16 protein-coding genes are annotated in these 14,508 nt (G+C 36.5%); 1 reads left to right on the top strand and 15 read right to left on the bottom strand.

Annotated features, from left to right (window positions below; genetic code table 11):
* Position 1 precedes the first annotated feature (1 nt).
* The 6 genes from ACYIAM_RS07345 to ACYIAM_RS07320 all read right to left on the bottom strand — a co-directional run bounded on the left by ACYIAM_RS07345 (position 2) and on the right by ACYIAM_RS07320 (position 6,086).
* Entirely contained in the window at positions 2 to 3,325 is a 3,324-nt protein-coding gene (locus tag ACYIAM_RS07345) for a TipJ family phage tail tip protein (protein ID WP_483747803.1), read from the bottom strand.
* A 7-nt stretch (positions 3,326 to 3,332) separates the two neighbouring features.
* Entirely contained in the window at positions 3,333 to 3,950 is a 618-nt protein-coding gene (locus ACYIAM_RS07340; protein ID WP_483747802.1) for a tail assembly protein, read from the bottom strand.
* Positions 3,940 to 4,662, bottom strand: a complete 723-nt coding sequence (locus ACYIAM_RS07335; RefSeq protein ID WP_483747801.1) for a C40 family peptidase — start codon at positions 4,660 to 4,662, stop codon at positions 3,940 to 3,942. Before ACYIAM_RS07335 ends, ACYIAM_RS07340 begins: the two co-directional genes overlap by 11 nt.
* A gap of 1 nt (position 4,663) precedes the next feature.
* Positions 4,664 to 5,398 carry a phage minor tail protein L gene (locus ACYIAM_RS07330; RefSeq protein WP_075539734.1) on the bottom strand — a complete coding sequence of 245 codons (735 nt, stop codon included), beginning with the start codon at positions 5,396 to 5,398 and terminating at the stop codon, positions 4,664 to 4,666.
* Positions 5,399 to 5,487: 89 nt separating this feature from the next.
* A complete protein-coding gene (locus tag ACYIAM_RS07325; RefSeq protein ID WP_483747800.1) occupies positions 5,488 to 5,790 on the bottom strand; it encodes an addiction module antidote protein in 303 nt (100 codons plus the stop codon).
* Between the two features lie 2 nt (positions 5,791 to 5,792).
* Positions 5,793 to 6,086, bottom strand: a complete 294-nt coding sequence (locus ACYIAM_RS07320) for a type II toxin-antitoxin system RelE/ParE family toxin (protein WP_065561130.1) — start codon at positions 6,084 to 6,086, stop codon at positions 5,793 to 5,795.
* Positions 6,087 to 6,222: 136 nt separating this feature from the next.
* On the opposite strand from ACYIAM_RS07320, the gene ACYIAM_RS07315 reads away from it, so the two are divergent.
* Positions 6,223 to 6,471 carry a helix-turn-helix domain-containing protein gene (locus tag ACYIAM_RS07315; protein WP_217332313.1) on the top strand — a complete coding sequence of 83 codons (249 nt, stop codon included), beginning with the start codon at positions 6,223 to 6,225 and terminating at the stop codon, positions 6,469 to 6,471.
* 57 nt (positions 6,472 to 6,528) lie between these two features.
* Here the strand turns inward: ACYIAM_RS07315 and ACYIAM_RS07310 are convergent, their stop codons facing one another.
* From ACYIAM_RS07310 to ACYIAM_RS07270, 9 genes are all read right to left on the bottom strand, one after another.
* Positions 6,529 to 7,263 (bottom strand): hypothetical protein, encoded by a 735-nt coding sequence (locus ACYIAM_RS07310; RefSeq protein ID WP_483747799.1) that lies wholly within the window; start codon positions 7,261 to 7,263, stop codon positions 6,529 to 6,531.
* A 390-nt stretch (positions 7,264 to 7,653) separates the two neighbouring features.
* On the bottom strand, positions 7,654 to 7,995 hold the full coding sequence (locus ACYIAM_RS07305; protein WP_483747798.1) for a phage tail protein: 342 nt from the start codon (positions 7,993 to 7,995) through the stop codon (positions 7,654 to 7,656).
* Between the two features lies 1 nt (position 7,996).
* A complete protein-coding gene (locus tag ACYIAM_RS07300) occupies positions 7,997 to 11,020 on the bottom strand; it encodes a phage tail tape measure protein (RefSeq protein WP_483747797.1) in 3,024 nt (1,007 codons plus the stop codon).
* Between the two features lie 58 nt (positions 11,021 to 11,078).
* On the bottom strand, positions 11,079 to 11,900 hold the full coding sequence (locus ACYIAM_RS07295) for a phage antirepressor N-terminal domain-containing protein (RefSeq protein ID WP_483747796.1): 822 nt from the start codon (positions 11,898 to 11,900) through the stop codon (positions 11,079 to 11,081).
* Between the two features lie 253 nt (positions 11,901 to 12,153).
* Positions 12,154 to 12,588, bottom strand: a complete 435-nt coding sequence (locus ACYIAM_RS07290; RefSeq protein WP_483747795.1) for a hypothetical protein — start codon at positions 12,586 to 12,588, stop codon at positions 12,154 to 12,156.
* A 23-nt stretch (positions 12,589 to 12,611) separates the two neighbouring features.
* Positions 12,612 to 13,079, bottom strand: coding sequence for an SNIPE associated domain-containing protein (locus tag ACYIAM_RS07285; RefSeq protein ID WP_160413064.1), 468 nt, complete (start codon positions 13,077 to 13,079; stop codon positions 12,612 to 12,614).
* 132 nt (positions 13,080 to 13,211) lie between these two features.
* Positions 13,212 to 13,469, bottom strand: a complete 258-nt coding sequence (locus tag ACYIAM_RS07280) for a DUF1799 domain-containing protein (protein WP_483747819.1) — start codon at positions 13,467 to 13,469, stop codon at positions 13,212 to 13,214.
* Positions 13,470 to 13,516: 47 nt separating this feature from the next.
* Positions 13,517 to 13,828, bottom strand: coding sequence for a phage tail assembly chaperone (locus tag ACYIAM_RS07275; RefSeq protein WP_483747794.1), 312 nt, complete (start codon positions 13,826 to 13,828; stop codon positions 13,517 to 13,519).
* An 11-nt stretch (positions 13,829 to 13,839) separates the two neighbouring features.
* The gene (locus ACYIAM_RS07270; RefSeq protein WP_034910064.1) at positions 13,840 to 14,499 is read right to left on the bottom strand and encodes a phage tail protein; all 660 of its coding nucleotides are present in this window, start codon (positions 14,497 to 14,499) and stop codon (positions 13,840 to 13,842) included.
* Between the last annotated feature and the right edge of the window lie 9 nt (positions 14,500 to 14,508).

Here is a 14,508-nt window from a genome sequence, read left to right as displayed (position 1 = left end):
TCTACCTTAATTTTCCAAGTTTAACACGCAACACACCTCTTTCATCAAATACTTTCATGCCCTCGTTATTAATTAACACCTTGCTTTGCCCTTCAAACATTCCATTTATTTCAAACTGCCCGTTTTTATGTAAAACCCACCCAGTCCTACCTGGTACATAATTATCAGATTGAATTGAATTTGCAATTTTCGCATTAGTTATTGATCCATCTTTAATGTGTGCATCTGTTATTGAGCCTTTTCCAATAGCCGTATCGTTGATAATCACTTGATTGCCGTGAGTAGTGAAAATTACTTGAGGGTCACCACCTGCAGCATTCATAATTGAAAAACGATCTTGTAAGAAGATGACATTTGACTGCATGCCATTATCGGTATTCTCAACTCCCATCGTCATACCTGCAACATACTGTTGACCTTTATTATCAACCTGAACTTTCATTGTTCTGTGAGCTGAAATTTTACCATTGAGATTATTTACAGTTTGGCTTACATCTGAAATTGATGTGGATACGTCCCCTACTTTCGTGTTGATTGATTGAATGGCTTGTGCTGTAGCTGAATTTTGTTCTGCGGTAGTTTTTTTAAACTCTGTTAAATTACTGCTAACATCACCGTATTTAGAGTTTAATTCACGTAATGCAATTGCAGTCGCCTCTTTTTCAGTTAACAATGCATGGTTGGTTTCTTTGATTTCAGCCGATAAGCTACCATTTTCAACTCTGCGACGGCGTGTTTCGGTATCATTAGCTAACGCATTTTCAATGATCGCTTTTGCGTTTTCTATTGAACTAATCGCTGCATTATCAACTGAATCAATAAGAGAGTTCCAAGCATCGGTTTCTTTGATTTCATCAAAAATATGATCGGTTAAATCGTTAGTATTTGTACTAGAAATCCCTCTAACCCATTCTGTCCAATCACTAACGTTTCCGATCTTATCAACCAATCGAGCGCGATAGAAAAAAACTTGGCCAATTGATAATCCTGTTTGCGAATAACTACAACTCGGATATGTAACATTACTTAACAATAGCGCCTTTTCTTCACTCTCATTAGTAGAGTATTGGATTTCAGTATGACTGGTGTCACCGCTACCGTCAGGAAACGACCACTTTAAATCAATACCAAAAACAACATCATCGCTAGCCGTAAACCCAATTGGCTTATCAGGTTTGCCAACTTTACCTTTAATTGAAGTCGCTTGTGAATATGCCCAAGGTGAAGATACATCAATGGCATTAACAGCTCTTACACGAACTTCATAAACACCTGAATAAACTCCCTCTACTGTAAAATTTGTGCCGTTTGTGCGACCAACATTAATCCAAGCTGAATTATCTTTTCGCCATTGTGCAACGTAGTTTGTTGCTCCTTCCACCGTATCCCATGTTGCATTTAAAGAGGCAATTGACAATCCTTGAGAGATGTAGCTACTTTCGGAAATAACAATATTTTTGGGGGTAGAAATTGAACTTGGCGGAGTAACGGTAATAGGTTTTGACTCAATCCGAATACCCTCATCAATATATTTGAATTTATCAGGATCGTGCTGAATGGCCGTTATTGTAAATTGACCTTTTTCAGTTGCCGATATTGATGTCACTCTAAAATATTGAATTGCAATATTATCACTATCTATACACCAAACCGCACCAACCACTGGTTCAATTTTATAGTTAGCAGAAACCGTAATCGTTTTTTTATCGGCGCTAATTGCTTTAATGGTTCTGCTCTGAGCTGTGCCGTCAGGTAAGTTAATTACTAGCCGATCGCCAGCATCATAATCAACAGCCCTATCTAGCGTTATTTTTCGCCCAGAAACCGCATGAATTCGTCCGCCGTTTTCTTTACCTGAGCGAGACGGATCTGCTACTCCAATAATTCGCGCAGGCATAGGAATATACCCATCCAATCCCACTGTAAAGGTGATTACTTCATCTTTCGCATTGGAAAGTAATGCCCAGCGACCCCTCCGTTGGGCTTCTGCTTGTGATGTACAACCAATCGCAGTTAATTTCATCACATTAACATCGTATCGACGCATTAAATCATAGTCCCAAACCGCTTCTACATCATCACAATAGTGATTATTGGGGTCAGAATAAGCAACTAAGCACGAAGTATACCGATTTTTATATGAACCTCCCGAATAAGCAAAATCACCGATAACATTTGATGGATGATAGATGAAGTCAGGCTCATCTTGTGGCATGTCAGCCGTTAAACAAATCTGATCGTTCCCCCAAAAAATTATCCCACGAAATGACGCCACCAAGTCTTTAAGTACTGTGTAAGCGTCTTCTTGGCTTTGTATATACTCATTACAAGCAAAACGAGGCTCTTTTCCTCCTTTTCCATCCGAAACCATTTGGTCACAATATTGTCCAAGCTGATAGATAGACCATTTATCTAACATGGTAGAATCAATCCGTAATCCCATGCCCGCTATCTCATCACGCATTAAATAATAAGCCAGCCACGCAGGATTATTCGTGTAAGCCATTTTAAAGCCACCTTGCCAAACTCCTGAATATGTTCGGCTAACTGGATCGTAATTATCTGGAACTTGAACAAGTTTTCCTTTTAGCTTACAACTGATCTTGGGCACGGCTCCGTTAAATTGACTAGCATCCAACTCAATATAAAGCAAAGCGGTGTTAGGGTAGCGTAATTTGCTATCAATCACTTCTGCGTAAGAAGATACTGAAAATGCGTTAATTAATTTACTATTAGAGTTAGAATCTGGAGTTAATCGTCTTACTCGAATAGCCCAACCATTTACCGCACTTGGCAGATTTATGCGATGATCTCGTTGATATTCAGATGTAGTCTTACCATTAAATTCCGCATTCACAACCGTTTCAAAAGCACCGCCATCCGTTGATAGATCAATTGCATACTTTGTGACTGTACCAACCATATCGCCATTTTCTTTATATTCAACATGAGTAGGCAAACTCAACTTAATTCTAATTGCATCTAAATCTAAATTAGAAAATGAGCGAACCCAAGGTTTATTGGACTTTACTATATAATTTGCCCGCAGTTCATTACTTATCTCAGGGATGCCTTTAATATATTCTTGAGTTTGTGATCCATTACGAAACTCCCAAATAACACCATTAAAATTACGTGAACCATCGGCATTAGCTAGCGGTGTGTTATCAATATAAATATTTTGTTCTGTAATATCACCTTGAATCTCACCCTCACTCAATGCAATCAATGCTTTAAGCTTAGCCGTTGAAAGTAAGTTATCTGGTTGCTCATAAGGCTTGTGCGGTTTTTTACCGCCACCTTTTTGACCCTCTATCAAATGCATAATTCACCTATTGTTGATCTTCTGAATAAATACCAGCGTTAATTACCGCACCACCAATTTCACGCTCACCCAACAAAATAGCTACAGGATAACCTACAGCATTGGTATTAACTGGCGCACCAAATCCATAATTGGGTTTGTTTTCTGCGCTAGATGAACCGCCAGCGTTAAATTTCGGTTGAGGTGTGAGTAATTGAACAACCCCGCCAAGCATCATACTAATACCGATTCCTGTTAAAATCGATGTTGCAGTAACCGTTGTGGCAGCCATCGCTGCTCCCCACGCCGCCAGTGACGCACCTGCCGTAAAAAATGCAGCCACTAACGCAATAGCACCAATAATAATTTGTAGCATTCCGCCACTTTTAGAGCCTTGAGCTACAGGCATGATCATGTAATTTTTACCACTTGCATTAATATCAAACTCATCAATACCAATGTTTTTGCCGTCAACAAAAAAAGCAAATTTGACACCTTTCATATGCGCTGAACTCATGTATTTATCAAAGCCTTTTATCGTTGCGCATAACGCTCTTAACACTTCTTTAATATCTTGCACATCGTATTGATGATTCTTGCCAAATTGCTTAGCCATTGCGCCTTTAAACGTTACATTACTCAGCATTAAATAACTCCTTGTGTCGTACTATTCGAACGGTTCTATCTCTAAAATATTTACCGTATGGTGTTCTTGATGATAATTGGCCATAAAAGTGATGAAGAATAAGATTGTCACCTACATAAATAGCGGCATGGTTTGTAACCTGAGCACCAATTCGCATCATAATGATGTCGCCAATCTTCATGTCTTTGAGGTCCACCTCAACAAACCCCTCTGATTGCCAATTGTCATCATAAATATTTTCATCTCCACTCTCCCACCATTCGCGAGTAACAGAATAGTTCTTTAGGCTAATGTTATACTCTCGTTTATAGTAATCCATAATAAGTGCCCAACAATCAGCATACCCTAGCAGCCATTGACGCCCCGTATAATCCCGATTTATACGCGGTGATATTGTGCAAAAATCACCATCAGGGACAGACATAATTCCCCATTCAAGGCCTGAATAGTCGCATTGAATACGGTCAAATTCCGACGGAACAAGTGATACTACATCAGGGTGAGAATGAATAATCATAATGATTTCACCTCGTTTCTCGGCTTCTAGTTGCTCATCAGGTGAGATTAAAAAATGCTCTTTGGGATTGTCTGACATGTTTTTACACGGTATATATTTTTGAGTTTTACCCGTATCCACAATCAGACCGCACGCCTCGTTAGGATATTCACTTTCAACATGTTTTTTTATAGCATCTAATAATTTTTGTCTCATATCATTTACCTTGTAAATTTGCCGCAGGGAAACCACCAAAAGGGAGAGGATTATTACCATGGCGAGCTTTACAATCCTTTAACAAGCCACCGCATTGATCTTTAGCAGGATCGTCAGTCTCTATACCATCTTTAGTGAAGTACTTATTGCCAGCATAGTCGCACCCTGTCCCTGTTCTATACCAACCGCGCATACACCAAGTACAAACCGTTGTTATTTGCCTTGTGGGTAATTTAAGATTTTGTATGTCAAAAGGTGAGCATAACTCAAACTCAACGGTAGCCTTTGTTTCTTCGCGCTTGTTATTGATAAAAAATAACTGGACTCGTTCTTGTGTTGGGTCTGCAGTAGGATTTCCATTAAGCCAATTATCCGCATCAAGATATTTGGCCATTGTCGTGTGGATTTTGACTTTTGCTTGGACCAAATCATCATAATCAATACAAAGCCGAGTTACCCTACCGTCTATATTGCCAACTGATAATCTTGGTGTTGGTTGTGAGCCAGTGCTACTTAATTCAATGTCTTTTAACTCATAGGGATACGGTAAATATTCTTTACCTTGCCATTTTATTGATGGTAAATTCTCCGCAGCAAATGACGCCCACCCGTCGGGTGAAATATTATGAGCATGAAATCTCAGTACTTCATCAAGACCAAATTTTGTGCCATCGACTTCTATTAGTTGTATAAGCTGATTACCCTCAAGTGCTTGTAAATCTTGTGTTATTGGCATAATTTTCTCCAGACATAAAAAAAGCCCGCAATTGCGAGCTTTAGGTTTGATTTTATTTTGTATATCTACATTAGATTTTCCATACTCAGTTAACAACAATCAGCACGTTTTTGTGAGGAAAACTGCATTTGCAAACCTAATGCTTGAACAATTTTAAAGATTGTATTAAAAGTAGGATTCCCCTCACCTGATAACGCTTTATAAATACCCTCACGGCTTATACCTGTATCACGTGAAAGCTGACTGATGTTTTTAGCTCTAGCTATATCACCGAGCGCAATAAATAAAAATTTAGGGTTTCCTTCTTCTATTGCGGCATTTAAATATTCTTGCATTTCTTCATCAGTATTTAAAAAATCAACCACATCAAAAGTTTTTAGTTTTGTAGTCATAATTAACCCCATTTATTTGCTAATTCTTTAGCAATTTTAATATCTGTTTGTTGTGTATCCTTGTCACCGCCACACAATAAAATAACAATTTCATTATTGCGGTTAACAAAATAAACCCTATACCCTTTTCCACAGTGAATACGCATTTCTGACACACCGCTGCCTACAGGCTTAACATCACCAAAATTACCTTCTTGCATGCGACGAATTCGAACTTTAATTTTAGCTGCTGCAGTTTTATCTTTAAGCGACTTCAACCATTTTTCCATTTGCGGTGTATAACTTACAGTAATCATGCTTTATTCCTGTTTTAATTTAAAACTATTATATCTTACACTGTTAGAATGTCAACCATGGTTATCAGTTCTAATTATTTATATTTTTACTAAAACTTATATAATGCTTATATTGAGGTTAATCATAAAAATAATAATGAATAAAACAATCGATGTTGAAACAGGTGTGCCAAACGAAGTTGTTAACATGGTTTTTGATAATAACTATTCTCCTGCACAAGCATGGCGTGAATATTTAAAATTATCTCAAGTTGAAGTTGCGAATAAAATAGGTATTAGCCAATCAGCTTATTCTCAATATGAAAAAAGCCAAAAGCTAAGAAAAGCAACACGGATTAAAATTGCCGAAGCACTACAAATCAAGCCTGAACTGTTAGATTTTTAATAAAAAACCCGCCGAAGCGGGGTAGATTAATAATCTGTAATATCCTTTATTCAATATCTAATTTTGATTTTTTTCATTTTTTTCTTTACTTTTATCGCATTGTGTTACATTACTATTTTTATTAGACATATTGTTTTCTAAAGATAAGACTAATTTATTGTTAACTATAGGAATCATAATTAGTTTATTATCCTTTATCGACATAGCAACTGCGCTACCACCACCAGCTTCATTGTCTTTTCTTACTTCTTTTAACTTATTAAGATAGTTAGTGAATTCCTGACGATTTTTGCCTTCCTCAAAAATATTTGTGATTAAAAGGTTTTCTGAATTATCATTCTCAGCCTGAGCCAGTTCCAGAACCTGAGCCTTAGCCTCAGCCAGATCCTTAGCCACAATCTTAGCCAGAGCCTGAATTTCATTCTCAGGATCATAACCCCAATATAATTGTAATTTTAAATTTAAAACTGTAGATGATGTACTATCACCATAAATTAAAAAATGATGAGTTCCATCTTTTTTAAGTTCTTTTTTAGCTTTATTATAATTTTCTTCTTTATTTTCTTCTTTATTTTCTTCTTTTAGATTATATTTTTGTATTTCACTTGATAAGCAAGTCTCATCACGCTTAAACTCAATTAACAACCACTTATCATTTTGGGTTAGCACTGCATCACCAGATTGTTTTTCATGCTTCCCATCTAGTGGGGATATGCTTAAGTTATTTTCTGCAAATAACATTTGAAGAAATCGATATTCTACTGTTTTCTCCCACCATATTTTATCACTCATAACTTTCACCTCTAAATATATTTATAATACATGACTCAATTATACTTCTAGGTAATAGTATGTTATTTCAACGTTTGGGGCAATAAAAACCACCCGCAGGTGGTTTATGTTTGCCTATTCGGCGGTGAACAAAATTCGTACCTTTTTAATGTAATTTCCTGATTTCTAAACCGCCTACTCGGCGGTGAACTAGATTATATCAAAGATATCATATTGTTTTAACTAAATTTTAACCATTTTTTCGAAAATAACCCTTTTTTCTAGAACTGGAATTAATCTATATTTTTCAATAACTTAAAAAGGCGATTAAAAAAAGGGTTGTGGCATTACCCTCAAAAAACACCAGAAAAAACTTTAATAAAATCAATACGTTTCCTAACCGATTTTTAATCAAGGTGAATAAGCTTGAATAAATTTGAATGATAATGAAACAACTCTGCCGCCAACAAATTCGGATTCGATAGATTTATTCACAACTCGATACAATTTTTCTTCACCGTACAAATTTTTCCACTTAAACGACTTTATGATGTGCGAGTTTAAAAAATCACGAACTTCTTTTATTTCATTGATGCATCCTGTATAAGTTAAGTCCCAAGATTCACTAACATTATTAATACCATTACTGGATAACTGGACATATCCGTCACCAAATCCAGCTTCGTTAATGTTTGATGAATCTGTATGTTTCGGATTGCCCATTGTTTTCCATTTAAAAACGTCTATTGTCATATCACCTCATTGTTTTCATTATGTTATATAGCTCTCCACCAGGAGAAACAGATTTTTTAAACATTTCATTCATCTCTTTTTGAATGACTGCGCCAATCTGTTTTTGAGCTGATTGAGCATCAACACCACTTTTAACGCCTGACGTATCATTGTTGGTAGACGGCATATTCACTGTTACGTTAGCTGTAACGTTTACGGCATTAGATGAACCGCTTGATTTTCGAGTAAAAGCAATTGGTGAAGCATGACCAAGATTAACTGCGCCTCCATTTGCGTATCCTCTTTGAGCGTCGTTCATCAGCGCGTAAAGATTGCCAACGCCTAAACGCTTTGTCGCTTCTTTAGTGAATACGAATTCGCCCTTGTGAACAATGCCTGCTGGTTCATACTTATTACCCCGCCCTGTAAAACCGCACGAGTTAATGCTGTATCTAACATCCCCACCAGTTGCATATCCACGGATTAGCCCTCCATTGTATGCTTGCTGTAGCCCACCCGTTGCTGCACCAGCACCAGCGCTAGCCATTCCAAACCATTTCATTGATGACTGTATTGCTTGAGCAACTAGCAGCTTATTGATAATTTCAATAATGTTGGTGAGAATTGACTTAGTAAGGTTTTTAAAGCTCATTTTCCCAGTCGTAACAAATTCAGTTAATGAGTGGCTAACAGAACTCATGGTTTGTTGTCCTAAATCACGAAACGCATCAAACATGTTCCGTGACGCATCTGAAAATTCATTAATACCCACTTTTAGCCCTGCAAACCAATCAGTTTGATTGATGTCTTCCTGTTGCCAGCTTTGTTGTAACGCTTGTTTTGCCTTGTTATACTCTTCTGTGATTTTTGCTATTTCATTCGGATTTGTCGTACCTTTTAAAGCAATATCACGCTGAGCGTCAAGCTCTGACATTTCATTGTAACGATTCGCATTTTTTGACGTCATACCGAACGTAGCTTGGCTAGCTTTAGATTTTGCAGATAAGTTTGTTGTGTACTCTTGCATTTTACGAAGCGCTTTAGTCGCCGTTTCGTATTGTGTAATTTCCTCACTAATAGCTGCATTTTTAGCAAACTGAGCAAGTAAAGCATCTTTATGTGCAAGTACATACTTTTCATGCGCTGACATTCTTGATTTATTGCCAGTACTTTCTAGCGTTTGAATCTGAGCTTGTAAATCAAAGTACTTTTTGCGCTCCGATGTGATTGTGTTAACTGTCAAGCTCTGTTCTCGCAGTGCTTGAAGCTGACTTTTTAAGCTGATTTCTTGCTGTTGTGATGTGCGTAAAAGATTAGTTGCTGAGCTCGTTTTTTCTGCGTTGTTAGCTCTAATCTTTGCCGCAGCTTTTCTTCTCTTTTCATCAGTTACATAACCATCTTGCCCTTTCTTATATATTTTGTTAGCTTCATCAGCCTTTCTGTTCATCTCCTCAATTTCAGCTTTTGCACGCTCGCTACGCGTCATTATCATTTGTGAGTATTGGTAGAACGGGCTTTTTGTTGGGTCTGTTGCTTTATCTGCGTTTCCGCTGATGAACTGCAAAAATTGTAGTTGTGCTGATGCTTTATCCGCTGATTTTGCTATTTCAACCAACCCGTCTATCAAAGATTTGAATTTTTCATTACTACCGTTCGACTTCGCATATAATTCACTCAATCTATTAATAAGCTGAGTTATTTTTTCTTCCGCCTTTACTGAATCTGTTTCAGCTTTAATATCTGACAATTGTGAAAGAAATTCATGAGCTTCATCTTGTGTAATTTTTAAATGGTAAGCCAATGTATTAGCTTTATCTTCAATGCTTTGAAGTTCCCCTTGATCAAGAGAGCCTTGCGATTTGAGTTTTTGAAAACTATTTAACACTGAGTCTAGCGTTGTTTCTACTGACAATCCCATTGAGTTTGCTGAGTTCATGTAGTCAGCAAAACTATCTGTAATATCTTTGATCCCATCTTGTAATTTAGTTTTAATACTTGAAACTGATTTCTCAACATCTTCTTCACTTGATTTTAATAGCGCTCTAACAAGTGGTTTATTTTTCTTAAGCAATTGCATCATATCGTCAGACAAAAAAGTAAAACCCGTTTTTTTATCTGTGTTCAATACTCTATTTAAACGATCTTGAGCTGCTGCTAACTTATCAGTAGCGCTTTCAGTTTCAAAAAGCTTCGGTATCATGCTACCAAGCAATCCGACCATTGCTGAAATGCCGATGTTCACAGGATTTAGCGAGGTTAACAGTGTGCTAAAAGTATTGCCTATGCCATTTTTCATGATCATGGACATACCAAGCGAATTGATGCCAGCAAAGTTACCTCGCAGCAGTTGCATTTGCATTTTAGCTGCTTGATTTGTCGCCGTTTTTGTAACGTGTCCAAAAGAGCGTGTCTCTGTTGCTGCTTGTCTTAACTTCTTAATATAAACATCAGCAGATGAGCTAACCCCGAGTTGTGCAGCTTGATATCGCAATAATTGCTCTTTTGATAGATTCTGAGTAGCAACCTGCGCTTTTAATTTATTTAAAAAATCAGTTTTCGCCTTGCTTGCTATGTTTTCTGCGGTTATTACTTCTTTTTGCTTGATTGCGACATCTCGTAATAATTGCGTATAGTTACTGAGATCAAGCTCGTTGTTTCTGAACGCTTTGCTGACGTTACTACTTATTTTTTCTAGCTCTTTTGAGGCGGTATTAACATCTTTTAAGCTATCAAGCTGATTCCTGAATCCTGCGTATAATTTATCACTAGATTCAGCAAGATGCTTTCTAGCTGCCGCGAGTTTTCTTTCTTGCTCTGCTGCAAGTCGTGATGCTTTTGCACCTTTTACCGCATTTTGATAAACTCTTTCAAAGTCTTTCAACTCTTCGGCAGTTATATTTGACGCACGCTTTTTTGCGGCTGTTAACTCATCAGTAGCAGACGCAGCACCCTCCGCCTTTTTACTAAAATCATCTAGTTTTTTATTTGCTTCATCGACGCTTTGCACATCAATCTTAAGCTTTAGCGATGTGATTTCTTCTGCCATAGTTTTCTCCAGACATTAAAAAACCACCCGAAGGTGGTTATATTTAAATATTATTTGATTAGTGATATCGAATGACTGGCAATACTCTATTCCATTTCTCAGTAAAGTGATTTGTAATGATATGCATTGTCTCCCTTTCGATAATCAATCGTGCTAATTCAATATCTCTTTTAAATTCAATGCCCATAGAATAAAAAGCTCCTCTATAAGATGAATCAATTATTTTTAACGCAGGTTCAATTAACTGAATTTTTTCTCTCATATAATTAGCAACAAATAATAGTCGAGCTAATTTATACCAATCTTCATCAGATAATCCGTTTCTCATGCTTACACCACCAAGCCACTTAATCGCCTCATCAAACTTACTGGCAGGTAAATCTTGATAGCGTGGTATCTTGAATTGTTGATGAAATTTTGAATAAACAGCCTGATGTTTTTCACCTGTTCGATATACTCGCTCGTTGACTGCTTGTTGGATTTGCTGTTGTTGCTCGGGCGAAATCGTATTAGGGAATTGTTGCGCTACTTTTGGCATAAAGTGGTTATAAAGTACATCGAAACATTCTAATTGATATTGTTCAAGTGTTGCCCTGATTTCTGGTTTTACCCGACTAGTTTCAATACCAAAAAGCCAACCGTTGATCATCGAAATTGGTAGGCATAAATACTCTTGATTACCGCTTTTAGAGAGTAAGGTTATCATAACCTCACCTTTACTAAGCACATGATGTCTATGGATTCTTTGCCTTTGAGCGTGCCAATCTAACCCGATATTTTCACATACAGGCTTCATTGCAATATAAGGTTTATTTTGGTGATTAAGAACGATTAATTGTTGATTGTGAAACTGAATTGTTTCTAATTTTGTGTTTGACATGCTATATCCTTTGTTTATTTTTTTCGAAATTACTTCCCCAATCTAGTTAATTGGGTGCCAAGAGGTTCGAAAGCCTAACAAAGAAAGGCTGGAGTTATTTCCATTGCTGGTATTTTATTCCTCGCCCTCTCGGCATAGATTTTGAGCATAAAAAAATCACGCTAACGGGGCGATTAATCCGCTTTGTTTAGGTTTCGACACCTCGTCAAAGAATATACAATTAAATTGCTTTGGTAGTCAATAGGTAATTATTTTATTCTTTAATGCGTTCACAGTTTATATCACGCTTTATTTTTCTATTATCTCTTTTATTATCAAACATATATTCGTTGGTAAGGGTTATTTTAAATTCATCATTAGAAATGTATTTAATGCTTTTTTTAGCCTTTATCTTTTTACCATTATCAGATGATTCCACCCACAAATCATTATAGGAAACCAAGTGAAATGGATAAGACACTGATTCGGCACTCCAAAATAACTCATCGTTTTTTAAAAAGTATTTAACAACCCCATCTTTTTTATCTTTAGTTTCTCCATACTCAAGAAAAGTTCCGTTCTCCCAATTTGCTTCATGTGTAAAACCAGAACATCTCCAATCCCCAATAAGCATTTCCTCAGTTACTTTTTTTTCTTCACAGCCAAATAAAACTAAGCTAACCAAGCTAATTAGTAAAATTCTTTTCATACGATACTCATATTTAATATAATTTAAAGATCGATCAGGTGATCTATTTTATGGTCTGGATTTAAATAGTTGTAGTACAAGACTAATTCATCTAATTTCAAATTAAAATACTCAAATGAAATAGATACACTAAAAAGGTTTCGTTTAAACTCTCCCAATCCATTTAATTCATAAAACGATTTTTCTATCATTTCACCTAAAACATGTATGTTGATTTGTTTTATTTTGGACATAATAATGTGGCAATCACAATTAAATGCCCTTATTAACAGAATGCACAATCTATCAATATAATTATCTTCTACATTATTAAAAATTTCACAAGGCTCATTAAGATTTACATCGCAAGCAGACTTTTGACGAATCATTAATTTTTGCCTGTCTTGAATTTTTTTTATTTCAAGCTTAATCCCCTTAGGAATTTCTTCTGTTATTGCTATAGAACTAGGAAAATAACACTCATCAAGCAAATCTTCTTCATTACTAGACATATAATAATCCTATTTTATATTAACTGTTTTACGTTAATATTATGTGATCATTGAGTTAAGAGCAATAAAAAACCACCTTAAGGTGGTTTGACTGATGGGTGACTTTTCAAATGTTACCCTTTAAACTAACAATTATTTTGATTTGTGCATTAATTTCAGGGCTTCGCTTTCCATGATTTGAATATCGTTAAAAATAGTCTCGTTTTCAGCTATTTTGTTAACTTTCATAACCCACGGTAAGCAATTGTAATCAAGCCCTGTAACGCCACCCATGCTTGTACGCCACTGGGTGGACATTGCTTTAAATAGCTTAAAAACATCTAAATTGTCTTGCCATATTTCTACATACTCATCAGCGTAATCATCTTCGGTTAGACCGAATGCCGCCAGTTCATCCTTTGACGGCTCAGGGGTATATAGAGCAATGGCAAGTTCAATTAGTTTTTTTCGCGTTGACCTAACATTTCTTTATAATATGTATCGGTTATCGCGCGCCAAGCAGCAGGATAGTTATTTAATAAGATTTGCATGTTTTCTTGATTAAATTCTTCATCCAAACTCCAACCTTGAACTATTTTCATGACAATATCGATAATTTGTTTATCTTTAACTTCATCTTCTAGTGTGGCGAGTTTATTTGCTGAGTAATGTTTAAATGTTAGTTCGATTTGCCCGTCCTCTTGACCTGCACGAGGAATTAAGACATTACATTTAAACGTTGGTTCTGCGACTAATTTAAATTTTGCCATTTAGTTTATCCTTATTTATCTTTATAAAATGTGATCGCTGGTGATTCGACGGTTGTGTTGATTTTTACGGTTTCAATCTCGTTGATAGCCGTCTCAGGTGTTGGGTCAAATGACACACGTACAGCGTCGTAGCGAGTTTCTTTTGCTTTCGGTACATACATTTTCATTGCTACCACATCGTTCGTCTGATCTAATTCCTGCAATAGCGGATAGATCGGCAAAGAGCTGTCATGAGCAATAGTAAAGCTTTTGCTTTTTGCTGATTTAATGGTTGGTAATTGTCGTTCTGTATCATCATCCAAAAATTGAATTTGAACAAATTGTTGTTCACCGCCCTCAGTAGCAACCTCTTTTACCTGTGGTAATCTTTCCCACGCTGTAATTTTAGTTAATGTTCCGCTACCCTCATCAGCAGGAAATGCGATGACATTTGTCGTGTTAATATTGCCAAGAATAACCTCTAAATTATTAACTTTCGATACTTTAGCAACCGCATTATTTAATTTTGTCCAACCCGAAGCAATTAGAACCTCATCACCGACCACAAGCCCGTGATTCGCTTTCAATGTAACAACCGCTTCTTTGGCGTTTGTAATAGTTTCAAATGCTAAAGCCTCGCCTTTTGATTTTTGCACGTAAACACGTGCTCCGTTAGGTAATGCAAAACCCATAGTAAAACT

The sequence above is a fragment of the Gilliamella sp. X-60 genome, from assembly GCF_057063585.1.
Note: the sequence above shows the minus strand (reverse complement) of the source record. Positions and strands in the feature narration are given on the sequence as shown.